22 protein-coding genes and 1 riboswitch are annotated in these 24263 nt (G+C 73.6%); of the genes, 12 read left to right on the forward strand and 10 right to left on the reverse strand.

All coding sequences use genetic code 11. The features are described from left to right. The coding region (locus ABT299_RS47715) for an acyl-CoA thioesterase (RefSeq protein WP_500254872.1) at positions 1-809 on the reverse strand (809 nt) is incomplete at its 3' end. 219 nt (positions 810-1028) lie between these two features. On the opposite strand from ABT299_RS47715, the gene pgi reads away from it, so the two are divergent. Next, positions 1029-2660, forward strand: coding sequence for a glucose-6-phosphate isomerase (gene pgi, locus ABT299_RS47720; protein ID WP_500254873.1), 1632 nt, complete (start codon positions 1029-1031; stop codon positions 2658-2660). Positions 2661-2726: 66 nt separating this feature from the next. On the opposite strand, the gene ABT299_RS47725 is transcribed toward pgi, so the two are convergent. After that, on the reverse strand, positions 2727-2957 hold the full coding sequence (locus ABT299_RS47725) for an EF-hand domain-containing protein (RefSeq protein WP_190867843.1): 231 nt from the start codon (positions 2955-2957) through the stop codon (positions 2727-2729). Positions 2958-3055: 98 nt separating this feature from the next. Here ABT299_RS47725 and ABT299_RS47730 point away from each other — a divergent pair, with 98 nt between their 5' ends. Next, positions 3056-3592 (forward strand): hypothetical protein, encoded by a 537-nt coding sequence (locus ABT299_RS47730; protein WP_387019206.1) that lies wholly within the window; start codon positions 3056-3058, stop codon positions 3590-3592. A 28-nt stretch (positions 3593-3620) separates the two neighbouring features. Here the strand turns inward: ABT299_RS47730 and ABT299_RS47735 are convergent, their stop codons facing one another. From ABT299_RS47735 to ABT299_RS47755, 5 genes are all read right to left on the reverse strand, one after another. Then, complete coding sequence (locus ABT299_RS47735) at positions 3621-4364, reverse strand: sugar isomerase domain-containing protein (protein WP_190867839.1); 744 nt, start codon at positions 4362-4364, stop codon at positions 3621-3623. Continuing rightward, complete coding sequence (locus tag ABT299_RS47740) at positions 4357-4794, reverse strand: PTS sugar transporter subunit IIA (protein WP_387019201.1); 438 nt, start codon at positions 4792-4794, stop codon at positions 4357-4359. The genes ABT299_RS47735 and ABT299_RS47740 overlap by 8 nt, the downstream gene beginning before the upstream one ends. Then, positions 4791-5093 carry a PTS sugar transporter subunit IIB gene (locus ABT299_RS47745; protein ID WP_190867835.1) on the reverse strand — a complete coding sequence of 101 codons (303 nt, stop codon included), beginning with the start codon at positions 5091-5093 and terminating at the stop codon, positions 4791-4793. Before ABT299_RS47745 ends, ABT299_RS47740 begins: the two co-directional genes overlap by 4 nt. A 25-nt stretch (positions 5094-5118) precedes the next feature. Next, complete coding sequence (ulaA, locus tag ABT299_RS47750) at positions 5119-6552, reverse strand: PTS ascorbate transporter subunit IIC (RefSeq protein ID WP_190867833.1); 1434 nt, start codon at positions 6550-6552, stop codon at positions 5119-5121. Positions 6553-6659: 107 nt separating this feature from the next. After that, positions 6660-7391, reverse strand: coding sequence for a GntR family transcriptional regulator (locus ABT299_RS47755; RefSeq protein ID WP_500254874.1), 732 nt, complete (start codon positions 7389-7391; stop codon positions 6660-6662). Between the two features lie 185 nt (positions 7392-7576). On the opposite strand from ABT299_RS47755, the gene ABT299_RS47760 reads away from it, so the two are divergent. From ABT299_RS47760 to ABT299_RS47780, 5 genes are all read left to right on the forward strand, one after another. Beyond that, positions 7577-8926, forward strand: coding sequence for a hypothetical protein (locus ABT299_RS47760; protein WP_500254875.1), 1350 nt, complete (start codon positions 7577-7579; stop codon positions 8924-8926). Positions 8927-9068: 142 nt separating this feature from the next. Then, positions 9069-10157 (forward strand): hypothetical protein, encoded by a 1089-nt coding sequence (locus tag ABT299_RS47765; RefSeq protein WP_190867829.1) that lies wholly within the window; start codon positions 9069-9071, stop codon positions 10155-10157. A 148-nt stretch (positions 10158-10305) separates the two neighbouring features. After that, positions 10306-11265 carry an ABC transporter ATP-binding protein gene (locus tag ABT299_RS47770; protein WP_387019189.1) on the forward strand — a complete coding sequence of 320 codons (960 nt, stop codon included), beginning with the start codon at positions 10306-10308 and terminating at the stop codon, positions 11263-11265. Beyond that, complete coding sequence (locus tag ABT299_RS47775; protein WP_500254876.1) at positions 11262-12635, forward strand: ABC transporter permease; 1374 nt, start codon at positions 11262-11264, stop codon at positions 12633-12635. Before ABT299_RS47770 ends, ABT299_RS47775 begins: the two co-directional genes overlap by 4 nt. A gap of 3 nt (positions 12636-12638) precedes the next feature. After that, entirely contained in the window at positions 12639-15434 is a 2796-nt protein-coding gene (locus tag ABT299_RS47780) for an alkaline phosphatase family protein (protein ID WP_500254877.1), read from the forward strand. Between the two features lie 105 nt (positions 15435-15539). On the opposite strand, the gene ABT299_RS47785 is transcribed toward ABT299_RS47780, so the two are convergent. After that, positions 15540-16481 (reverse strand): AraC family transcriptional regulator, encoded by a 942-nt coding sequence (locus ABT299_RS47785; protein ID WP_500254878.1) that lies wholly within the window; start codon positions 16479-16481, stop codon positions 15540-15542. A gap of 91 nt (positions 16482-16572) precedes the next feature. On the opposite strand from ABT299_RS47785, the gene ABT299_RS47790 reads away from it, so the two are divergent. Both ABT299_RS47790 and ABT299_RS47795 read left to right on the forward strand, forming a co-directional pair. Then, positions 16573-17457: an NAD(P)H-binding protein gene (locus tag ABT299_RS47790; RefSeq protein WP_500254879.1), complete on the forward strand. Its 885-nt coding sequence runs from the start codon at positions 16573-16575 to the stop codon at positions 17455-17457. 133 nt (positions 17458-17590) lie between these two features. Further along, positions 17591-18427: a metallophosphoesterase family protein gene (locus ABT299_RS47795; protein ID WP_500254880.1), complete on the forward strand. Its 837-nt coding sequence runs from the start codon at positions 17591-17593 to the stop codon at positions 18425-18427. Between the two features lie 4 nt (positions 18428-18431). Here ABT299_RS47795 and ABT299_RS47800 read toward each other — a convergent pair whose 3' ends face one another. After that, positions 18432-19151 carry a TetR/AcrR family transcriptional regulator gene (locus ABT299_RS47800; RefSeq protein ID WP_500254881.1) on the reverse strand — a complete coding sequence of 240 codons (720 nt, stop codon included), beginning with the start codon at positions 19149-19151 and terminating at the stop codon, positions 18432-18434. Positions 19152-19415: 264 nt separating this feature from the next. After that, positions 19416-21140 (reverse strand): phosphomethylpyrimidine synthase ThiC, encoded by a 1725-nt coding sequence (gene thiC / locus ABT299_RS47805; protein ID WP_500254882.1) that lies wholly within the window; start codon positions 21138-21140, stop codon positions 19416-19418. Then, positions 21136-21249: riboswitch (TPP riboswitch) on the reverse strand. Its footprint overlaps the gene before it by 5 nt. Before the next feature lie 90 nt (positions 21250-21339). On the opposite strand from thiC, the gene tsaA reads away from it, so the two are divergent. The 3 genes from tsaA to ABT299_RS47820 all read left to right on the forward strand — a co-directional run. Continuing rightward, positions 21340-21762, forward strand: coding sequence for a tRNA (N6-threonylcarbamoyladenosine(37)-N6)-methyltransferase TrmO (gene tsaA / locus ABT299_RS47810; RefSeq protein WP_500254883.1), 423 nt, complete (start codon positions 21340-21342; stop codon positions 21760-21762). A 77-nt stretch (positions 21763-21839) separates the two neighbouring features. After that, positions 21840-23216, forward strand: coding sequence for an NADP-specific glutamate dehydrogenase (gene gdhA / locus ABT299_RS47815; RefSeq protein WP_387019165.1), 1377 nt, complete (start codon positions 21840-21842; stop codon positions 23214-23216). A 131-nt stretch (positions 23217-23347) separates the two neighbouring features. Further along, positions 23348-24263, forward strand: a 916-nt coding sequence (locus tag ABT299_RS47820; RefSeq protein WP_500254884.1) for a sensor histidine kinase, incomplete at its 3' end; no start/stop codon positions are given.

Raw genomic sequence — 24263 nt, forward strand, 5'->3', positions numbered from 1 at the left:
GCTCTGCCGGCGGCGGGCCTCAGGAGCGCCTCCTGGGCGATGGACGCGACGAGCGTGCCGTCGGCCGTGTGGAGGGTTCCGCGCGCGAGGCCCCGCGCGCCGTGGTTCGTCACCGGCCCCGCCGAGAAGAGAAGCCACCGGTCCGCGCGCGGCGGGCGGTGGAACCACATCGCGTGGTCCAAGGTGACGGCGGTGACGAGCCGCTTGGGGGACCCGGGCGCGCGGGCGCTGCTCACCATCCCCATGTCGGACAGGTAGGCCAGCAGGCAGGCGTGCAGCGCGGGATCGTCGCCGACGGGCCGGTCCGTCCGGATCCAGAACGGCTGCGGCACGGGGAACCCGTCCTCGTCCGGCGGGTCCACCACGCGGACCTCGAAACCGTCGGGGTGCCGGGAGAACCCGGGCGGCGTCCAGTGCTCCGGCAGGTCCTCCGGGGCCGGGGTCCCGGACGGGCCGGGCGCCTGCCAGTCGAACCCGTCCTCCGGCTCGTGGAACGAGGCGATCAGCTCCAGGATCGGCTTGCCGCCCTGGCTCGCGGTGACGTGCCGGGTGGAGAACGAGCGCCCGTCGCGGGTGCGGGCCACCTCGAACCGCAGCGGCTCCTCGGGGGCGCCGGGACGGATGAAATAGGCGTGCAGCGAGTGCGGCGGCCGCCCGTCCGCGGTGCGGCAGGCCGCCCGCAGCGCCTGCCCGGCGACCTGCCCGCCGAACAGCCGGGACCGCCCCACCGACGGGGAGTCCGCCACGAAGACGTCGCCGCCCAGCGCCGTCAGCTCGAACAGCCGCGCCATGTCCCGCGGGACGCCCATGCACCCTCCCCGTGAACCCGCCGGAACCCGTCCGGCCGCGTACGGCGCCGACCTTATCCGCGCGGCCGGACGAACCGGTCATCCGGGTGGGAACACTCCGCGGTTGGGGAGAGCGTTGCGAGCGCCGCGCGCCGCCGACCTATGATCGCCGTGGGGGACGGCGGAGCGCCCGGGGGCCGTCGGCGCCCGTCCGGCCCCGCCGAGGAGATGAGAGAGGCAATGGCTGATATCACCGAGTCGCCCGAGTGGACGGCGCTGGCCGAGCACCAGGCGGAGCTCGCGGGCCGGCACCTGCGGGAGCTGTTCGCCGAGGACCCGGGGCGCGTCGAGCGCATGACCGTGACCGCCGGGGACCTCTGCCTGGACTACTCCAAGCACCGGGCGACCGACGAGACGCTGCGGCTGCTGGTGGCGCTGGCGGAGCGGGCGGGGCTGCGCGACCGGATCGCGGCGATGTTCTCCGGGGAGCACATCAACGTCAGCGAGGACCGCGCCGTCCTGCACACCGCGCTGCGGCTGCCGCCGGGGGAGGCGCTGACGGTCGACGGGCAGGACGTCGCCGCCGACGTGCACGCCGTCCTGGACAAGATGTCCCGGTTCGCCGAACGGGTCCGGTCGGGGGAGTGGACGGGGTTCACCGGCAAGCGGATCACCACCGTCGTCAACATCGGCATCGGCGGCTCCGACCTCGGCCCCGCGATGGCCTACGAGGCGCTGCACGACTACGTGGACGCGGGGATCTCCTGCCGGTTCGTCTCCAACATCGACCCGGCCGACATCCTCGGCAAGCTCGCCGGACTCGACGCCGAGCGGACGCTGTTCGTCATCAGCTCCAAGACGTTCGGCACGCTGGAGACGCTGACGAACGCCAAGGTGGCGCGGCAGTGGCTGATCGACGCCCTCGGCGACGACAAGGCCGTCTCCCGGCACTTCGTCGCGGTGTCGACCAACGCCGAGCGGGTCGCGGACTTCGGCATCGACACCGACAACATGTTCGGCTTCTGGGACTGGGTCGGCGGCCGCTACTCCTTCGACGGCGCGATCGGCCTGTCGCTGATGATCGCGATCGGCGGCGAGGGATTCCGGGAGATGCTGGCCGGCTTCCGGTCGATCGACGAGCACTTCCGCACCGCGCCGTTCGAGGCGAACATGCCGGTGCTGATGGGCCTGCTCGGCGTCTGGTACACCGACTTCTTCGGCGCGCAGACCCGCGCCGTGCTGCCCTACAGCCAGCGGCTGTCGCGCTTCCCCGCCTACCTGCAGCAGCTGACGATGGAGTCCAACGGCAAGTCGGTGCGGGCCGACGGCGCGCCGGTCGTGGCGCAGACCGGCGAGATCTTCTGGGGCGAGCCCGGCACCAACGGCCAGCACGCCTTCTACCAGCTGCTGCACCAGGGCACCCGGCTGGTCCCGGCCGACTTCATCGGGTTCGCCGAGCCGTTCGAGGACCGGGCCGGCATGCACGACCTGCTCACCGCGAACCTGCTCGCGCAGACGTCCGCGCTGGCGTTCGGCAAGACCGCCGACGAGATCGCCGCCGAGGGGACGCCCGCCGCGGTCGTGCCGCACAAGGTGATGCCGGGCAACCGGCCGACCAGCACGATCCTGGTCCCGAAGCTGACCCCGAAGACGCTCGGCGAGCTGGTCGCCCTCTACGAGCACATCGTGTTCGTCGAGGGGACGGTCTGGGGCATCGACTCCTTCGACCAGTGGGGCGTCGAGCTGGGCAAGGTGATGGCGCAGGACCTCGCGCCCGCGCTCACCTCCGAGGAGCCGCCCTCGGACGCGCCGGACGCGTCCACCGCCGCGCTCGTCCGCAGGTACCGCGAGCTGCGCGGACGCCGGGTCTGACCGGCGCGGACGCAACGGGCCCGCCGGTCGCGTCGGCGGGCCCGTTCCGTTCCGTCGCGTCCGGGGTCAGGCCCAGCCCTGCTCCTCGAGGATCGCCCGGTACTCGCCGTAGGAGATGAACCCGTCGAGGTTGGCGTCGGCCCTCTCGAACCTGTCCTGCGTCTCCGCGCGCGACCACGACAGCCCGAGGTGCTCCAGGACGAGCGTGAACTCCATCAGGTCGAGCCGCTCGTCCTTGCCGAGGTCCGCCCTCGTGAACACGGCGAGAAGATCGTCCTCGGTCGGCCTGGTGGTCATCTCACTCCTCTGATCCCCGACGAAGCCGGACGGGGGCTCGGGGGTCGTCCCCCCTCGGCCTGAACCGGTCCGATACGCCCGCATCATAGACTCCGATCATGCGCCGATCGAGCAGCACCGTGGTCGTCGTGGCGGGGGAGCGGGCCGGGGACGTGGTCGCCGGGCTGGGCGGGCTCCACAACGTCCGCGCCCTCGTCCGCGGCGACGTCCCGCCCGCCGAGTTCGCCGCGCTGGTGGGCCGCGCCGGCGGTACCTACGTGGTGCACGACGACGACCCGCTCGCCGCCGTCCGGGACGCCTGGACCGCGTTCTTCGACGGGGCGTCCGCGCCCGGCCCGCTGGAGGTCGCCGTCGAGGAGGCCCTCGCCGCGCTGCGCTCCGGCACGGCGCAGCTCCCCGACTACTACGTCGTCCTCGATCCCGAGGAGATGCCCGAGACCGCGCGGCACTGGTGGCTCGGCGTCCTTTCCGGCGCCGCGCCGGCCCGCGTCGTCCCGGCGCCCTCCTCGCCGTCGCGGGTCGCCGCGGAGCTGGGCCGGCTGTCGCCCGGCCGCTGGTGGCCGGACGACGTGGCGTCCTGGCTGCGGGAGCTGCCCCGCACCGTCCCCGACCGCGCCGGGCTCCCCGCGGGCTAGCCGGGCAAAGCGGGTCACCCGTGGCCGGTCACTCGCCGCCGGTCAGCTCGGGGACGCGGTGCCGGTAGCGCTCGATGAGCGCGGTGTTCCGCTCGTCGCCGCCCGGCACGTTCGCGCTCGTCCACCGGGGCGGCTCCGCGCCGCGCGCGGCGGCGAGGTCGTCCAGGTCGGCGAGGATCCGCGACCAGGCGTAGGCGGCGAGGATCGTGGAGACCGCGGCGGTCCGCGGCGCGCCCGGCGGGTGCAGGACGTCGCCGGGCGGCACCCGGGTGTCCACCACGATCGCGGCGTGGTCGGCGAGCGTCGTCGCGGCCCGGGCGGCGGCGCCGCTCGCGGCGCGGGCCGAGGTCACCGCGACCACCGGGACGTCCCGGGCCGCGCACTCCGCGGCGATCTCCACCGGGTACGGGTTGCGGCCGCTGGTGGAGAACACCACCGCGACGTCCGGCGGGGCGGGCGCGGCCTCCTTGACGACGGCGCGGCCGACGCCGGCGCGCCGCTCGGCGCGGGTGCTGCGCACGGCGTCGTCCAGCGGGAGCACGTCCGGCGCCCAGATCGGGCGGACCGCGGCGAGCCCGCCGGCCCGGTAGAACGTCTCGCACACCATCACCAGCGAGTGCCCGGCCCCGGCAACGTGCACGATCCCGCCCGCCTGGACCGCGTCGAGCAGCAGCGCCGCCGCCGCGCCGATCGCCTCGCCGGAGGCGGCGTCGAGGTCGTCGAGCAGGGCCCGCACCCGGCCGGGGAGCCGCTGCCGGGCGGCGTCAGGCATCGGGCACGGCCTCCTTGAGCGCGCCGGCCAGCTCCTCCCGGCCGGGCGCGGCGCGCAGCCGGTCGGCGAGCCCGCCCGACAGCGACCGGGCCAGCGCGGCGAGCGTGCCGACGTGCGCGTCCGGGTCCGGGGTGCAGAACGCGAGCAGGAGGTCGACTGGGTCGTTGTCGGGATGCCCGAACTCCACCGGCGCGGCCAGCCGGGTCACGCCGACGCCGACGGCCAGCCCGCCGTCCTCGGGACGGGCGTGGACGAGCGCGAGGCCCTTCGTCAGCACGATGTACGGGCCGTTCTCCTCGACCACCCGCTCGCACGCCGCCGGGTAGCCCTCGCCCGCGGCGCCCGCGGCGACCAGCGCGGACGCGGCCTCCCGGACGGCCTCCCGCCAGTCCCGCGCGGCGACGTCGTCGTTCGCGGCGATGACGGTCACGGCAGCCACCCCTGCTCGGTCAGCCGCTCCTTCAGCTGCGCGGCCAGGCCGTCCTTGTCGAGGAAGTCGCTGATCGTGATGACGACCGGCGCGAGGTCGGCGATCTCGCCGGTGTGCATGCCCTGGCCGATCACCACGTCCGGGGACATGCCCCGCGCGGACGACACGTCGGTGTTCTCCACCCGGGCGTCCACGCCGAGCGAGCCCAGCGCGTCCTCGGCGGTCATCTTCAGCATCAGGCTGGAGCCCATGCCGACCCCGCAGACCGCGAGGACCTCCAGCCGCCTGTCCAGTGCCATGTCGGTTCCCTCCGTTGTGCGTCGTTCAAGCCTTGGCGGGTGCCGCGCCGGCGGCCTCGGGCTCGCCCTCGGCGACGGCGCGGCGCTTGTCGGCGCGGCCGAGCAGGACCAGCGTCACCACCGTCGCGGCGAGCGCGATGACGGGCACCAGCCAGACCGTCCCCTTGCCGATGACCGGGTCGGCCGCCTTCAGCAGCCAGCCGATCGCGTACCAGTCGGGGTCGGCGAGGGTGGACAGCTCCGGCGCCGTCCGCTCGTACAGCCCCCAGGTGAAGCCCTGTCCGACCGCGAGGATCAGGCCGGAGACCACGCCGCCGAGGACGGCGCCGCGCCAGCCCGCCACCACGTTGCCGAACAGCCCGGCCGCGCCGCCGACGAAGAACAGCATGATCATGGGCGGAGCGAGGGTGAACCAGCCGGCCGCCGCGGAGACCGCGAGGCAGGCCAGGAACACCACCGTGGACGTCACGAACCCGAGCATGACCGCGGTCGGCGCGACGGGGAAGACGGTCGGCGCGTCCAGCGCGGGCCGGGTGCCGGGGATGACCCGGTCGCTGAAGCCCTTGAACGCCGGGACGATCTCGCCGAGGAACATCCGGACCCCGTACAGCAGGATCGCGATGCCGCCCGCGAACCGCAGCCCGACCAGCAGTCCCCACACCCACGGGGACAGCTTGTCGTCCATCTCGGCGGCGGCCTTGGCCACCACGCCGTGGTCGGCGAACGCGACCCCGAGCAGCATGATCACCGAGATGATGAGCGCGGTGCTGATGTTGACGTCCTTGAAGAACGACAGCTGCCGGGGCAGCGTGAGCTTCTCGGTGTCGTGCTTCTCGCGGCTGCCGAGCGGCCGGGCGGCGTAGCCGGTGACGAGGCAGGCCAGCGAGCTGGTGTGCGCGTACCCGAACCGGTCGTCGGGCATCACGCGGCGCATGAGCGGCCGCATCCACAGCGGCTGCAGCGTCCAGTACGCGGCGACGAACCCGGCGCCGCACAGCACCAGCGTGAGCTGGTTCGCGCCGGGCGCGATCGTCACGAGCGACGCCACCGTCACCGTGCTGATCCAGAACATCAGGTGGCCGGTCAGGTACAGGTACCGCGCGGCGGGGAAGAGCCGCACGATCAGCACGTGCACGAGGAACGCCACCGTGATCACCAGCGCGATCGTCCCGCCCTGCTTGGACAGGAAGTCGGTGAGCGAGTGGTCGGCGTGCGGCGGCGTCGTGCCCATCGCGCTCGCCAGCACCGTCTGGAAGCTGGCGAGCCCGCCGGTGAACACGTCGACGCCGATGAACAGGATCACCACGCCGATCGTGGCGCGCAGCGCGCCCGCGACGACGTCCTCAGCCCGCTTGCGCTGCAGGATCAGCCCGGCGAGCGTGATGAGCCCGATCAGGATCGGGACCTGGCCGAAGACGTTGTTCGCCAGGAACGTGAGGATGTCCTTGATGACGCCCATGGTGAAGTCGCCTCACTTCTCAGGGGTGGTTCGTGCGCTGCGGCCCCCGCCAGCGCTGGTGGACGGTCGTGCCCCGGGCGCGCACCTGACGCGTGCCGGGGGAGCGGTCAGTGGGACGGCGGGCGGAGGTCGAGTTCGAGGCGGTACCGGTCGCCCCGGTAGAGCGACCGGACGTACTCCAGCGGCCGGCCGTCCTCGTTCCGCGTCACCCGCTCGAACAGGAACGCCGGGGTGTGCACCGGGACGTCCAGCTCGGCGGCCTCCTCCGGGGTGGTGACGGTCGGCTCGATCGTCTCGGTGCCCGACGCGATCACGATGCCGGCGCCGCGCAGCAGGTCGTAGAACGACCGGCCCTCCAGGACGTCCCTGCGCAGCCCGGGCATGAGCGCCCGAGGCAGGTAGAGCGTCTCGATGGCCATCGCGGCGCCGTCCGCCAGCCGCAGCCGCCGAATGGTAAAGACCTCTTCGGTCGGCGGAAGGGCCAGCCGCCTGCCGATCCGCGCCCCCGCGGTCTCCGTGCGGAACGACAGCACGCGGCCGCCCGGCTTCATCCCCCGGCGGATCATGTCCTCGGTGAAGGAGGTCATGGTGAGCGGCACCGCGATCCGCGGTTCGGCCACGTAGGTGCCGCTTCCGTGCCGCCGCTCGAGCAGCCCTTCGGCGACGAGGCCGTCCACGGCCTGCCGTAACGTCGGCCGGGAGACGCCGAGCTCGTCGACCAGCCGGCGTTCGGACGGCAGCGCGTCACCGGGCTCCAGGCCCTCGAGCATGGCGAGCAACTCGCGGCGGACCGCCTGCCGCTTCGTGTTCCCGTTACGGCCCTCACCGCCAGTCCGCACGCCTTCACCCCTCTATGGAGCCGATCCCGTCGCCGCACACGCTACGTCCCGTTATGCCGACTGGTCAATACCACTTTGTCGATGTTTGCCATGGTGGCGGGCGCGTCCCCGGCCTACCGTCACCGAAGATCGTCCTGAAACCGGCCGAGCACCGCGCCCCGCGGCGCGGCGAGGGAGGCGGCGATATGAAGCGGCGTGTTCGCGCGGGCCTGGCGCTCGCGGTTCCGCTCGTCCTGTCCGCGACGGCGGGCACGGTGAGCACGGCGGGCGCGGCGGAGGCCGGAACGGGCGGCGGGCCGCCGGGCGCTCGGCCCGGCTGGCGGCTCGTCGCGGCCGAGCCGTTCGACCGGCGCCTGGACGACGCGCGCGTGCCGTGGCGGCCCGACGACGACGGCCCCGCGAGCCCCTACGACGTCGACATGTACGACAACGACGGCGCGTACTTCGACACGGTCGGCGGCCCGGCGTTCCGGACGCAGCTCGCCACGGTCCGGACGTACCGCAAGTCCTTCGCGTTCGGCCGGCGCGGGTGGCTCACCGCCGAACTCGCCGCGCGGGACGCTGACGGGGACGGCAGGCCCGACCGCCCGCCGACCCTCACCTCGCGGCGCGGCGCCGCCGACCTCGACGAGCCCGACTACCGCGGCGGCGTCGTCATCCGCTCGACGCGGGACCTGCCTGCGGAGTACCGCGTCGAGATGACGCTGCGCGGCCTGGACTTCGGCGGCGAGCGCGCCGGCTCCTGGGACTACCCCGACGGCCGGATCAACGGCTACGCGCCGGGCGGCTGCAAGACCGTCTTCCCGTGGGCGTCCGGCGGCGACTTCTCCAGGCCCGAATGCGCGTGGGCGGACGCGCGCACCGACTCCAACGGCTTCTACTACATGTCGATCATGGATTACCGGCGGGTGGCGCCGCACGACAACATCTTCGTCCACGGTCACCGGAAAGTGGCCATGGACGGCTACAACAGGTACAAGTACACGGGTACGGGCCTGAAGTACTGCAACCCGGCGACGAAGCGGTACGAGCCCTATTCCGCCGGGACCGGAAACGGCGTGAACGCCATTTTCATGACCGACGACCGCAGGTATCCCGCCATGCCCGGGACCGAGTACCTGATGCAGAGCGAATGCGGTCTCGCCAAGGGCGGCGCGATCGTCTCGACGGTCGACCTGCGGCCGGAACTGCTGCCCGAGAACCCGTACACGTTCGCGATCGAACGCCGGGGCGGCGCGTACACGATGGAGATGTCGGGAGTGTTCGCCCACGTGGGCAGGGCGACGTACCGGTACACGCGCGCGTTCGTGCAGGACGGCGAGCCGATCTGGCACTACAACCAGAAGCCCGGCGAGTACGACGGCCGCTATGACGCCGACTGGACCTGGAAGGGCCCCGGAGGCACCCTCGTCGACCGCCATACATGGCCGGCCGGGTCGGCCTATCCCGACCGGTTCATGATCGGCGACCCGCACATGAACTTCTACGAGGGCGGCGCCCGCGTCGACGACATCCGCCTCTACGTCCCCCGGTGACGCCGTGCCCGCAGGGCATCGAGGGGGCGATCCTGCGCCCGGGGTCCGTCACCTGCTCGTGACTGTTCCGTGACTGTCCGATTACCGAGCGTAGTAAGGGGGAATGTCGTCGCTCAGTGGAAATGCCCGCTGAGGAGGGGAAATGACAGATCCGGCCGGCGGCCCTTCGACCGCGCGTGGCGTCCTCCTTGACTCGTTCAAGGGCGCCACCGACGACGCCAAGCTCACCCAGGCGCTGTCCTACGTGTCCCAGCAGACCTGCAAGCCCGCGATCGTGCTGGGGCAGCGCTCGATGGAGTTCAAGCGGCCCCGCCAGGTCTTCGACGGGCTCGCCTTCACGGGCCTGATCAGCGGCAACGAGTTCCACTACAACCAGCGCGTGAAGATCAGCGTGCCGGGTTCCGGATGGCTGACCCTGCCGAAGGGGCGGACGCGCGGGATCTACGTCGGCAACCTGAGCTTCGAGGGCGACTCGGGAACCGCCTTCTTCGCCGACCAGGCCGGCGGCGGGTCGGTGCTCTGGGCCTCGCATTTCGAGAACCTCGCGTTCAACCTTTTCAAGCACGTCATGTGGGGTGCGCACACCGCGGTCACCTTCTCGGGCTTCTGGGACGTCAACAACAGCTACGACACGCCGTTCAAGCTCTGGGGCTCGGACAACAGCTACTGGACGGACGGAATGCTGATCGACTCCCCGAGGATGGGCCCCGGCGACCGCTACCACGTGTGGCTGCCGAACGTCAGCAAGACCGTCGTCGGCCCGGTGTTCGCCACGGCCAGGGCCAACGTGTGCGCGCTCCGCCTCGACGGCGGCCGCGGCGTGGTCCTGAACGGCGCCCGGTTCGACGCGCAGGCGCAGGCGGGCCATCCCACCTCGGGCAGCCAGCTCCTCATCACCGGCGGCAGGTTCGTGCGGGTCCGCGACTGCTGGTTCTACGGCGGCATGGCCGACCCGGGCGCGGCCGGCCATTCCCAGCCCGCCCACGACAGGGGCATCGTGACCGTCACCGGCGGGGCGGGCATCGTCCTCGACGGGCTCATGTTCAGCGACGGCGACGGCGTCCAGCCCGACGCCACCAGGCCCGGCACCCCCCACGTCCACATCGGCGGCGGGAGCGGGATCCGGATCCGCGACATCCAGGCGAGCGGCGCGCCGGTCGTCCGGCGCGCGTCCTCGGTGCCCGCCTCGGCCGTCGTCACCGACCCCGACGTGCCGGTGTCCGTCGGCTGACCTGCGGCACCGCCCGTTCCCCCGTCCCCGCGGGGCCGCCGCGGCCCCTGAGGGTGGGCGATCATTCGCCCGCCGTTCGGCTGCGCGCCCCGTCGACGCCATTCGCGATCTCTAAGTTCCTGCGGCGGCGTCTAAGTGGGGAACTGGCATGCGCAGAAGCAGGGTCGTCCGGGCTCGCGGCATCACGAAGTCGTTCGGCGAGGTGGTGGCGCTCGACGACGTCGATCTGGAGGTCGACCGCGGGCAGGTGCACGGCCTGGTCGGCCCGAACGGCGCGGGCAAGACGACGCTGCTCGGCCTGCTGCTCGGCCTGGCCGTCCCGGACCGCGGCCGCCTCGAGATCCTGGGGACGCCGGTCGGCCGGACGCTCGCCGTCCCCGACGGCGTCGCGGGCTTCGTGGACGGGCCCGGGCTCTACCCCTCGCTCACCGCGCGGCAGAACCTCGCCGCCCTGGCGCGGCTGCGCGGGCACGACCCCGCCGCCGGCGTCGGCGCCGCGCTGGAGCGGGTGGGGCTGACCGACGTCGCGGACGACCGGGTCCGCGGCTTCTCACTGGGGATGCGGCAGCGGCTCGGGCTGGCCGCCGCGCTGCTCACCCGGCCGCGGCTGCTCGTCATCGACGAGCCCGCCAACGGCCTGGACCCGGCGGGCAAGCGGCACGTCCACCGGGTCATCACCGAGCTCGCCGCCGACGGCGCCGCGATCGTCATGTCCAGCCACCGGATGGACGACCTCGCCGCGCTGTGCCCGGAGGTCACCATCCTCTCGACCGGGCGGGTCGTGTTCTCCGGCCCGGTGAAGAAGCTCGCAGCCGAGGTCGGCGACCTCGACCACCGGTTGCTGACCTCCGATCCGCCGGCCGCCCGCGAGGTGGCGGAGCGGACGCCCGGCCTGCGGGTCGTGCGGGACCCGCAGGCCGGGCCGGACGCCGACGTGCTCGTCGTCCGCGGGCCGGTGCAGGCCCTCGACGACCTGGTGGTGCGGCTGGTGGAGGCCGGCGTCGCGGTGCGCGGGCTCGCGCCCGTGGTCCCGCCGCTGGAGGCCGCCTTCCTGGCCCTGACCGGGACCGGGACCGTTCCCGGCGAGACCGAGGAGGACCCCCGATGACCGCGACCACCACCACGGCCGCCCCCGCCGCGGACGAGGCCCGTCCGGCGCCGCTGCCGCGCGGCTACCGCTTCGAGCTGGTCAAGCTGCTGTCGCAGTGGCGGATCCGGCTGGTCCTCGCGGCGTGCTGGATCGCCCCCGCCGTGTTCGTGGCCGCGGTGAGCCTGCAGAGCTCGCTCCCGGCCGACACGGTCTTCGGCCGCTGGATGCACGCGTCCGGCTGGGCGGGGTCGCTGGTGGTGCTGGGCTTCTCGTGCAGCTGGGCGCTCCCGCTGCTGACGTCCCTGACCGCCGGCGACGTGTTCGCCGCCGAGGACCGGCTCGGCACCTGGCGCCACCTGCTGGTCGCGGTCCGCTCCCCGCGCCGGATCTTCGCGGCGAAGGCGCTCGCGAGCCTCACCGTGATCCTGGCGATGACGGCCGGGCTGGCCGCCTCCGGCATCGCCGGCGGGCTCGCCGCGGCCGGCGCCCACCCGCTCGCGGGCCTCGACGGCCACATGCTGTCGTCCGGCGACGCGGCCGCGACGGTGCTGCTCGCCTGGTGCTGCGTGCTCGCGCCGACGCTGGCGTTCGCGGCGGTCGGCCTGCTCGGCTCGGTGGCCCTCGGCCGCTCGCCGATGGGCCTGCTGATGCCCGCGCTCCTCGCGCTCGGACTCCAGCTCGCGCAGATGCTGCCGCTGCCGGTGGCCGTGCGGACGGCCCTGCCGGGCGAGGCGTTCCTCGCCTGGCGCGGCCTGTTCACCGAGCCCGCGCAGACCCGCCCGCTGCTCATCGGCGTCGCGGTCGCCCTGGTCTGGGCGGTCGCCGCCACCGCGCTGGCCTACCGGCTGTTCCTGCGCCGCGACTTCACCGACCTCGCCTACGACGGGTCGGGGCGGCGCGTCGCGGTCGGCGGCGTGCTGCCGCTGGCCGCCCTCGCCGTCGTCACGGTCGCGGTGGTCTCGTGGACGACCCCGGCGAAGGGGTCGGGGATCGAGCGGACGAAGCTCGAGGCCTCCCTCGCCACCTCGTACGCGCACCTCTACCGGCTGCAGACCCGCGAACTCCACCGCCCCGCCGTCACCGAGGCCCAGCTGCGGACCACCGCGTCCTGCGACAAGGGCGGCGACCGCGTCGCCGACGAGGGGCCGGGCAACGACTGGCGGTGCGTCGTGACGTGGCACCTGCCCGGCGCGGCCTCCGCGGGCACCGCCATCTACCAGCTCGACGTCACCGCCGACGGGCGGTACGTCGCCGACGGCGACGGTCCGAAGGAGGTGAACGGCTACTTCCAGGTGCGCACCTCGAGCGGGGATGCGCCCAACCCCCTGTGGCAGTTCGACGGCGACGTCGACCTGCTCGCCAGCCCCGCCAGTGCTCAGAAGGGTTAGATCATGCACGTCAGAAGGCAACGCCGGAACCCCGCGGAGAACCGCTCCGGGGTGTTCCGCCGGCTCGGCGGCCGCCGGGTCCGGATCGTCGCGGCCGGTACCGCCGCGCTGGCCATCACGGCCGGCGGCGGCGTCGCCTACGCGTCGACGCACGCGTTCGGCACCCACAAGGTCGGCGACACGACCGGCCTCGGCACGCTGCTCGCCAGCGACCAGTTCGACAAGCCCCTTGGCGAACGCCTTCTCGTCGACAACGGGAAGCTGCTGTCGTCCACCGTCAGCCCGGACGGCCGCCATCTCGCGGCTCTGACCACGGACCGTTCCATCGCCCTGACGATCGTCGACCTGAAGGACTACAAGGTCCTCCAGCAGGCCGGCACCTCGGCGGCCGCGAACCTGAAGATCGGCAACAACAACGTGGGGCAGGAGGGCCCGACGTACTCGCCGGACGGCAAGACCCTCTGGATGCCGCAGATCAACGGGTTCAACCGCTTCCCAGTGAACGCCGACGGCACCGTCGGCGCCCCGACGTTCATTACGATCCCGAACGACGGGTCGAAGCACCCGCTGCCGGCCCAGGCGGTGTTCTCCGCCGACGGCGCCACCCTCTACACCGCCGTCAACGGCCAGAACCGCGTCGTGGCCATGGACCCGGCCACGGGTGCGATCACGCGCAGCTGGAGCGTTGGGAACGCTCCACGCGACCTTGCCCTGGTCGGCGGCAAGCTCTATGTCAGCAACGAGGGCGGGCGCCCCGCGAAGGACGGCGACCAGACCCTCAACTCCTACGGCACCCAGGTCCCCGCCGATCCGAAGACGGGCGCCGTCACCACCGGGACGGTGAGCGTCATCGACGTGGGCGACACCGGCGCCTCGGTGAAGTCCATCGACGTCGGCCTGCACCCGACCGCCCTGCACGCCGCCAAGGGCGTGCTGTTCGTCGCCAACACCGGCAGCGACACCGTCTCCGTGGTCGACACGTCCAAGGACGCCGTCGTCCAGACCATCACCACGCAGCCGTGGCCGGGCGCCAAGGTCGGTTACGAGCCCGACGGCATCACCCTCACCGGCGACGGCCGCCTCCTGGTCACCCTCGGCCGCGCCAACGCGCTGGCCGTCTACCGGTACAAGGGACCCAAGGCGCCGGTCGGCTACGTGGGCATGCTGCCGACGGACTACTTCCCCGAGAACGTCACGACCGTCGGCGGGCAGGTGGTCGTCACCAGCCTGCGCGGTATCGGCGAGCGCGGCCCCGGGCGCACCATCGACAAGGGCGCCGGCACGACGCCGGCCACCGGCCACAACACCCACGACTCGACCGGCACGCTGCTGCGGTTCACGCTGCCGGACGACCGGCTCATCGGCGCCTACACGGCCAGGGTGTTCCAGCAGAACGGCTGGGACGCCGCCTCGCTCGCCGGGCTGCGCACCGGCGGCCGCGCGCGGCCCGTACCGGTCCCGGTCCGCCTCGGCGACCCGTCGACCATCAAGCACGTCTTCCTGCTCGTCAAGGAGAACCGCTCCTACGACCAGGTCTTCGGCGACGACAAGCGCGGCAACGGCGACCCGGCGCTCGCGCAGTTCGGCGAGAACGCCACCCCGAACCAGCACGCGCTCGCCCGCCAGTTCGGGCTGTACGACAACACCTACGACGTCGGCACCAACTCCGCCGAGGGCCACAACTGGCTCATGCAGTCCGACAACCCGGAGTACACCGAGTCGGGCGCCGGCGAGTACACCCGCAGCTACGACACCGAGGACGACGCGCTCGGCCACCAGCGCTCCGGCACGCTGTGGAGCGGCGTTCAGGCGGCAGGGGGCAGCGTCAAGAACTACGGCGAGTTCCTGCAGTTCGAGACGAAGCCGTCCGGCGCGACGTGGCAGCAGTTCTACTGCGACGCCAGGACCATGGCGGACACCGGCCAGAACACGGCCATCAAGACGGACTCGTCCTCCCCGATCCCGTCGCTGAACGACGTGACGGCGCACGACTACCCGAAGTTCGACACCGACATCCCGGACATCTACCGCTACGAGATCTGGAAGCGGCACTTCGACGCGGAGGGTCCGGGCAGCCTCAACATGTTCTGGCTGTCCAGCGACCACACCGGCGGCGCGCCGAACCCGATCGCGCAGGTCGCCGACAACGACCTCGCGGTGGGCCGGATCGTCGACCACATCTCGCACAGCAAGTACTGGAAGGGCAGCGCGATCTTCGTCATCGAGGACGACACCCAGGACGGTGTCGACCACGTCGACGGGGCGCGCGGCCCGGTGCAGGTCATCAGCCCCTACGCCAACCACGGCAAGGTCGACGGCCACTACTACTCGCAGATCACCGTGGTCCGCACCATCGAGCAGATCCTCGGGGTGCGCCCGATGAACCAGAAGGACAGCGCGGCCACCCCGATGTACACCGCGTTCACCGGGCGGCCCGACTACACGCCGTTCACCGCCGTGCAGAACCGCGTCCCGCTGACCTACGGGCTCAAGACGCCGCCGGCCTGCGGTGAAGACCCCGTCCCGACCACCAAGGCGTCGCTCGCCCCCGCCCAGTCGCCGACCCCGGCGGTGCCGGCGGGGGAGAGGGGCGTCGCGAGCCTGTGGGACGCCTGGAACCGGCAGCAGCACCAGAACGACCAGAACCCGCAGCCCGACCGCGCCAACCCCGACCAGATGGACCACTACACGTGGTACCTGACCCACGGGTTCACCAAGCCGTACCCGGGTGAGAAGAAGATCCTCACCCCGGCGGAGGTGCCCGGCCGCTACCTGCCGTTGCCGGACGCCGACGGCTGATCCGGACCGGCACGGTCCACCGCGTGCGGCCCGCCGGTATCCATCCCGGCGGGCCGCCGCACGTTCGGGCAGCGGACCGCCGAGGCGGCCCGCGGCGGGAGGGCGTCAGGCGGTCGCCGCGCCCGAGCGGTACTCCTGCGGGCTCATCCCGTGCTCCCGCTTGAACGCGGTGCTGAGCGCGAACGCGGTCCCGTAGCCGACCCGGCGCGCCACGGCGTCGAGGGTGGCGTCGCTCTCGCGCAGCAGGTCGGCGGCCTGCGCCAGCCGGACGCCGGTGAGGTACGCCATCGGCGGCTCGCCGACCAGCCTGCCGAAGCGTTGCGCGAGCGCCGCCCGCGACGCGCCGACCCTCGCGGCCAGGTCCGCGACCGTCCACGGGTGCGCGAGGTCGTCGTGCAGCAGCCGCAGCGCGGGCCCCACGACCGGGTCGCCGTGCGCCCGGTACCAGCCGGGCTGCTCGGCCTCCGGGCGGGAGAACCACGCGCGCAGCGTCTGGATCAGCAGCAGGTCCAGCAGCCGGTCGAGCACGACCTCCTGGCCGGGCTCGTCCTTGACGATCTCCTCGTCGAGCAGCCCCACCAGCGGCGACCGCCAGGTGTCGCCGCGCACGACCGCCAGCGGCGGCAGCGCGGCCAGCAGCCGCTGCGTGACCGCGCCGCGCGTCTCGTAGGTGCCGACGAGCATCACCGCCCTGCCGTCCGGGTCGGTGCCCCAGGCGCGCACGCCGAGGTCCATCGCCTCCGACAGGCTCGTCCCGTCCGGGGTGGTGCAGCGCTGGCCCGGGTGGATGACGATCTGCGGTTCGGTGGACGGGTCGTCCGCGACGACGTACGGGTCCGGACCGCGGCAGATGACCAGGTCGCCGGGGCGGACGTGCACGGGCGCGCCCTCGTCCGGGAGCACCCAGGCCTCGTCGCGGACCATGGCCACCAGCGTCAGCGGCGCCTCGTCCTGGATCCGCATCGACCACGGCGGGTTCAGCGTCGAGCGGATCATGAACGCTCCGTGCGCGCGGGGGCCGTCGAGAAGGTCGGTCAGGGCGTCCATGCCGCTCAGCGTAAGGGCTGTGGACGCTCGCGCATGGAGCCGAGCGTCTCAACGATGTCGGACGGGCGCGCCCGGCGGTTGACTCCAGGACATGACGAACACCAGCGGGAACATCAGCGAGAACACCAGCGGGAACATCGGCGGGAACGCCCTGGAGACCGGGCTCGTCCTCGTGCTCGGCGGGACCGGGAAGACCGGGCGGCGGGTCGTCGAGCGGCTGGAGTCCCTGGACGTCCCGGTCCGGATGGGCTCGCGGTCGGCGGTCCCCGGCTTCGACTGGACGGACGGGACGACCTGGGCGCCGGTCCTGCGGGACGTCGAGTCGGTCTACCTGTCCTACTACCCGGACCTCGCCGCGCCCGGCGCGCCCGAGGCGATCGGTGCCTTCACCGCCGCGGCGGCGGCCGCCGGGGTGCGCCGGGTCGTGCTGCTGTCCGGGCGCGGCGAGGAGGAGGCGCGGGCGTGCGAGCGCGTCGTCCGCGACTGCGGCCTGGAATGGACGATCGTGCGGGCCGCGTGGTTCGCCCAGAACTTCAGCGAGGACTACCTGCTCGACCCGGTCCGGGCCGGCGAGGTCGTCCTGCCCGCCGGCGACGTGCCCGAGCCGTTCGCCGACGCCGACGACATCGCGGACGTGGCCGTCGCCGCCCTCACCCGCGCCGGGCACGCCGGCGAGGTCTACGAGGTCACCGGGCCGCGCGCGCTGACCTTCGCCGACGCGGTCGCCGAGATCGGCCGCGCCGCCGGACGCGAGATCGCCTACGTGCGGGTCGGCGCGGACGACTACGCGGCGGCGCTCAAGGAGCACGGCCTCCCCGGCGAGGTCGCCGGCCTGCTGACGTACCTGTTCACCACCGTGCTGGACGGCCGCAACGCCGAACCCGCCGACGGCGTCCGCCGCGCCCTCGGCCGCGAGGCCCGCGACTTCGCCGACTACGCCCGCGAGACCGCCGCCACCGGCATCTGGAACGCCTGAACCCGCCCCGTCCGCCGCGCCGAGCGGCTGACCTGGAGGAAGCACGGCCGATCACGGCGATCCCCGCCCCGGCCGCGGCCCGCGCCCGCCCGCAGGGCGCGGGCCGCGACCGGTTTGCGCTTACGATCACGGCATGAGCGGTGTGTACGCGATCAGCGACCTGCACGTCGGGTTCCCCGAGAACCGCGCCTTCGTCGAGGCGCTGGAGCCCGCGGCGCCGGGCGACTGGCTGATCGTGGCGGGCGACGTCGCGGAGCGGTTCGCCGACGTCGAGTGGGCGCTCGGCGTGCTGGCCGGGCGGTGGGACCGCGTCCTGTGGGTCCCCGGCAACCACGAGCTCTGGACGGTCAAGGACGACCCGGTGGCCCTGCGCGGCGAGGCCCGCTACCGGCGGCTCGTCGACATGTGCCGCGGGCTCGGCGTGCTCACGCCCGAGGACCCGTACCCGGTCTGGGACGGCGCGGACGGCCCGGTCACGGTCGCCCCGCTCTTCCTGCTGTACGACTACACGTTCCGGCCGGACGGCGCGTCCACCAAGGAGGAGGCGCTGAAGATCGCGCACGACTCCGGCGTCGTCTGCACCGACGAGGTCTACCTGCACCCGGACCCGCACCCCACCCGGGACGCCTGGTGCGACGCCCGGATCGCCTACACCGAGGAGCGGCTCGCGGCCCTCGCGCCCGGCACCCGGACCGTGCTGGTCAACCACTGGCCGCTCGTCCGCGAACCCACCCGCGTGCTCTGGTACCCGGAGTTCGCGCAGTGGTGCGGCACCGAGCGCACGGAGTCATGGCACTCCCGGTTCGGCGCCGTCGCCGTCGTGTACGGCCACCTGCACATCCCCCGGACGATCTGGACGGACGGCGTGCCGCACATCGAGGTGTCGGTCGGCTACCCGCGCGAATGGCGCGCTAAGGGCGGCGGGCCGGAGGGGCCGCGCCGCGTCCTCCCCGTCCACGCCGAGACCTGACGCCTCAGCCGGACGGGTCCGGCGCGCCGCCCGACCCGCCGTGCGCGGCGCCGCTCTCGCCGTGCGCGGCACCGCTCTCGCCGTGCGCGGCACCGCTCTCGCCGTGCGCGGCACCGCTCTCGCCGTGCGCGGCACCGCTCTCGCCGTGCGCGGCGCCGGGGGCGATGCCGGACGCGGCGAGGGAGAGCAGCCGCCCGGCGGCGCCGGGTTCCCGCTCGCCGGCCATCGCGATCCCGCCCGCGAGCTTCAGCACGTCCAGGAACGCGGCCCCGGCGGGCGCCTCGCCGTACTCCTGCGCGCGCGCGAACAGCGCAGCGCCCGCGTCCCGCATGGCGCGGCACGACCGGAAGGCCTCGCAGCGCTCGCCGCGCAAGGAGACCAGGACGGACGGGGCCGTCCCCCGGAACACCGACACGGCGGCGACGAAGTCGTCCAGCCACGCGAGGAGCGCCCGCCCCGGCTCCGGCGACTCCAGCAGCTCGCGGCCCCGCTCCGCGAGCGCGTCGTAGGCGTCGGCGAGCAGTGCCTCCAGGAGGTCCTGCCGGGTGGGGAAGTGGCGGTAGAGCGTCCCGACGCCGACGCCCGCCAGGCGGGCGACGCCCTCCAGCGAGGCGCCCGCGCCGTCGCGCAGGAACATCTCGCGCGCGGCGGCGAGCAGCCGGGCGCGGTTGCGGCGGACGTCCGCGCGCGGCGCACGGGTGCGCGGCGTGTCGTCGCTGGTCACCTGGGTCCCCGGTCCTTCCTGACGCGTGCGCGACCGCGGCGTGCAGGGGGACGGTCCGCGGTGTTGGAACGTTCCCTGAAGTCTAGTCGCAGCGCGCCGCGCCACCCCGGGCAGGCGGCCGTGTCCGCCCGGCCGGGGTCCCGCGAGGGGGGATCCGAGCGGCCGGAGCCCGCCGCGGCACGCGGTCCGCGGCGGGCTCCGGTGAAAGAAGGGGGCCGCCCTCACCGAGGGCGCCGGTGACCGGTCTCCCGGCCCGGTCCCCGGTCAGGAACCGCCGGGCGCCAGCGGCAGGTACACGCGCCCGCCTCCGGCGCGGAACTCCCCGGCCTTCTCCCGCATCCCGGCGGCGAGCGCCTCCTCCTCGGCCAGACCGTGCTCGCCGGCGTACCGGCGGACGTCCCGGGTGATCTTCATCGAGCAGAAGTGCGGCCCGCACATCGAGCAGAAGTGCGCGGTCTTCGCCGGCGCCGCCGGGAGCGTCGCGTCATGGAACGCCCGCGCGGTGTCCGGGTCCAGCGACAGGTCGAACTGGTCCTCCCAGCGGAAGTCGAACCGCGCGTCCGACAGCGCGTCGTCCCACGCCTGCGCGCCCGGATGCCCCTTGGCCAGGTCGGCGGCGTGCGCCGCGATCTTGTAGGCGATCACGCCGGCCTTGACGTCGTCGCGGTCCGGCAGCCCGAGGTGCTCCTTCGGCGTGACGTAGCAGAGCATCGCGGTCCCGTGCCAGCCGATCATCGCGGCGCCGATCGCCGAGGTGATGTGGTCGTAGCCCGGCGCGATGTCGGTGGTCAGCGGCCCCAGCGTGTAGAACGGCGCGCCGTCGCACCACTCCTGCTGCAGGTCCACGTTCTCCTTGATCTTGTGCATCGGGACGTGGCCCGGGCCCTCGTTCATCACCTGATTGTCGAACTCGGCGGCGATCCGGGTGAGCTCGCCCTGCGTGCGCAGCTCCGCGAACTGCGCCTCGTCGTTGGCGTCCGCGATGCAGCCGGGCCGCAGCCCGTCGCCGAGCGACCAGGTGACGTCGTAGGCCGCGAAGATCTCGCACAGCTCGCGGAAGCGGGTGTAGAGGAAGTTCTCCTCGTGGTGCGCCAGGCACCACGCCGCCATGATCGACCCGCCGCGCGAGACGATGCCGGTCTTCCGCCGCGCCGTCAGCGGCACGTACCGCAGCAGCACGCCCGCGTGCACGGTCATGTAGTCGACGCCCTGCTCGGCCTGCTCGATCACGGTGTCGCGGAAGACGTCCCAGGTCAGCTCCGCCGGGTCGCCGCCGACCTTCTCCACCGCCTGGTACAGCGGGACGGTCCCGACCGGCACCGGCGAGTTGCGCAGGATCCACTCGCGGGTGGTGTGGATGTCCCGGCCCGTCGACAGGTCCATGATCGTGTCGGCGCCCCAGCGGGTCGCCCACGTCATCTTCTCGACCTCGTCCTCGATCGAGGACGCCACCGCCGAGTTGCCGATGTTGGCGTTCACCTTCACCAGAAAGCTCCGGCCGATGACCATCGGCTCGATCTCCGGATGGTTGACGTTGGCGGGCAGCACCGCCCGGCCCGCCGCCAGCTCGTCGCGGACGAACTCCGGCGCCACGCCCTCGCGCAGCGCCGCGAACTCCATCTCGGCGGTGATCTCCCCGCGCCGCGCGTAGGCGCGCTGGGTCACCGCGCCGCCGCTCGCCCGGCGCGGGCGGCGGGCGAGCGGCCCGTCGGCCGCGGGCGCGGAGCGGCGCCCGTCGTCCTCGGGGCGGGCCGCCCGCCCGTCGTACGGCTCGGTGTCGCCGCGCTCGGCGATCCACGCCTCCCGCAGCGCGGGCAGCCCCTTGCGGACGTCGGTCTCGTGGTCGGGGTCGGTGTACGGCCCGGACGTGTCGTACAGGACGACGACGTCGCCGTTGGTCAGCGGGACCTCCCGCATGGGAACGCGCACCCCCGGGCGGGAGCCCTGGAGGTAGGTCTTGCGGGCAGCTGGAACCACGGATTCGGTCATGACGACTCGATCTCTCCCTACGCCGGCATTACCCGGTCAGGTTCATGCGGTCAGCGGCCGTCCCAGCCGCTATCTCAGCCCGGTTCGCCGGGCCCCCGCGATCTGTCGTGCTCGACGGTAACCCGGCGCACCCCCGTTGCCGCAACCACCGCCGCCGGGGTAGAACGCGCCCGCGCGACCGGGCTGGGAGGATCAGGGCATGGAGAACATCCGCGATGACTTCGCCCTCACACCCGTCGGCCACGTGTCGTCCCCCCTCAGCGACCGCGCCGAGGCGCCCAAGCAGGGGACGGAGGGCGCCCCCGACGCGTGGCTGGTCTTCGAGCCGTCGTACCAGGCGGCCCTGGAGGGGCTCGGCGACGGCGACCGGATCATCGTGCTCACCTGGCTGCACCTGGCTCCGCGGGACGTGCTGCGGACCCGGCCGCGCGACGACCCGCGCAACCCCGAGACCGGCGTGTTCGCCACCCGCTCCCCGGCCCGCCCGAACCCGATCGGCCTGCACCCCGTGGAGATCCTCCAGGTCACCGGGCGGCGCGTGCGCGTCCGCGGCCTGGAGGCGCTCGACGGCACGCCGGTGCTGGACGTCAAGCCCGTTCTCGCGGGGGATACCGGCCTTTGACCGGCCCGTGCCCCGCGGTGGTCCAGACCACCGCCTAAAGTGGAGAGGCATGATCACCGTCTGAGGAAGGACCCGGCATGCCCGTTTCCCCCCGGCCGCAGAACGCGACCGGCACGCACACCGTGCTGGACAAGGCCTACGAGCGCGTCCTCGTCCGCGACCCGGGGGAGCCGGAGTTCCACCAGGCCGTCCACGAGGTGCTGGAGTCGCTCGGCCCGGCCGTCGCCGCCCGCCCCGAGCTCGCCGGCCAGGGGGTGCTGGAGCGGCTCGTCGAGCCCGAGCGGCAGATCGTCTTCCGGGTGCCGTGGACCGACGACTCCGGCGCGGTGCACGTCAACCGCGGCTTCCGGGTGGAGTTCAACAGCGCGCTCGGCCCGTACAAGGGCGGCCTGCGCTTCCACCCGTCGGTGAACCTCGGCATCGTGAAGTTCCTCGGCTTCGAGCAGATCTTCAAGAACGCGCTGACCGGTCTCGGCATCGGCGGCGGCAAGGGCGGCAGCGACTTCGACCCGCGCGGCCGCTCGGACGCCGAGGTGATGCGGTTCTGCCAGTCGTTCATGACCGAGCTGCACCGCCACATCGGCGACGACACCGACGTCCCGGCCGGGGACATCGGCGTCGGCGGCCGGGAGATCGGCTTCCTGTTCGGCCAGTACCGGCGGATCAGCAACCGCTGGGAGGCGGGCGTCCTCACCGGGAAGGGCCAGCCCTGGGGCGGGTCGGCGTGCCGGACCGAGGCCACCGGCTACGGCAACGTGATGTTCACCGCCGAGATGCTCCGCAAGCGCGGCGAGGAGCTGGACGGCCAGACCGTCACCGTGTCCGGATCCGGCAACGTCGCGATCTACAGCATCGAGAAGGCGCAGCAGCTCGGCGCCAACGTGATCACCGTGTCCGACTCGGGCGGCTACGTGGTGGACGAGAAGGGCATCGACCTCGAACTGCTCAAGCAGATCAAGGAGGTCGAGCGGGGCCGGGTCGCCGACTACGCCGAGCGGCGCGGCGCGTCCGCCCGGTTCGTCCGGGGCGGCAGCGTCTGGGACGTCCCGGCCGACATCGCGCTGCCGTCGGCGACGCAGAACGAGCTGGACGTCCAGGCCGCGCGGGTCCTGGTCCGCAACGGCGTGAAGGCCGTCTCCGAGGGCGCCAACATGCCCACCACGCCCGAGGCGGTCCACGTGCTGCAGGAGGCGGGCGTCGCGTTCGGCCCGGGCAAGGCCGCCAACGCCGGCGGCGTCGCCGTCAGCGCCCTGGAGATGCGGCAGAACGCGGGACGCGAGATGTGGACGTTCCCGAAGGCCGAGGCGGAGCTGGCGGAGATCATGACGCGGATCCACAACACCTGCGACGAGACCTCCGAGCGCTACGGCGCGCCCGGGAACTACGTGGTGGGCGCCAACATCGCCGGGTTCGAGCGCGTCGCCGAGGCGATGCTCGCCCAGGGCCTCATCTGACCTCGGCCCCGGCGCGCCGCCCGCACGGCGGCGCGCCCGGGACCGGCGGGAACGCGGCCCCAGGCGGGCGGCACGCCGCGGGGCGGGTGCGCACCGGCCGCGAAGTCGGGGAGGATGGGCACGTGGTGACGATGCCCCGGCCCGACACGGCGACCCGAGACGCCCTGCTGACGACGCTGCTGGCCGCCGCGGCCGTCGCCGCCGCGCTCGCCTGGCCGGGGACGCGGCCGCTGGACGCCTGGGGCGTCCTCCTGCTGGCCGGCGCCCACGTGCCGCTCGCGGTGATCCGGCGCCGCCCGGCGCTCGCGCTCGTCGTGCTGGTCGTCCTGACGCTGCCGTACCACCTGCTGCAGTACCAGCATCACGCGCTGATCCCGGCCGAGGTGATCGCGCTGTTCGCCTACGCGGTGTTCGGGCGCCGGGTCCGCGCCGTCCTGACGGTGGCCGGCCTGCTGCTGTTCGTCTGCGTGATCACGATGGCGCTGCGGGCGGGCGGCGGCTCCGTCCGCGAGCAGATCGCGGTGATCGAGGCCGTGGTGTCGGTGGTGATCGCCGTGCAGGTCTGGCGGTCGCACCGCGCCCGGCTCGCCACGATCACCGAGCGGGCCGAGCGCGCCGAGCGCACCCGCGAGGAGGAGGCGCGCCGCCGGGTCGCCGAGGAGCGCCTGCGGATCGCCCGCGACCTGCACGACCTGCTCGCGCACAGCATCACCGTCATCGGCGTGCAGGCGGGCGCCGCCGCCCACCTCGTCGCCGGCGACCGGCCGCTCGACCGCGCGGAGCTGGCCGAGGCGCTCGGATCGATCGCCGCGACCTGCCGGGAGGCCCGCACCGAGCTGCGCGGCACCCTGCAGGTCCTGCGCGGCACCGATGTCGGCGGGCCCGCCGAGCTGCCCGGCCCGGACGCGATCCCCGTCCTCGTGGACGCGGCCCGGGCCGCCGGCCTGGAGGTGACGCTGAGCGCCGACGGCGCCGCCGGCGCGCCGCCGGAGATCGGCGTCGCCGCGTACCGGATCGTCCAGGAGGCCCTGACCAACGTCGTCAAGC

Source organism: Spirillospora sp. NPDC000708, from assembly GCF_040299565.1.
Classification (GTDB): Bacteria; Actinomycetota; Actinomycetes; order Streptosporangiales; family Streptosporangiaceae; genus Spirillospora.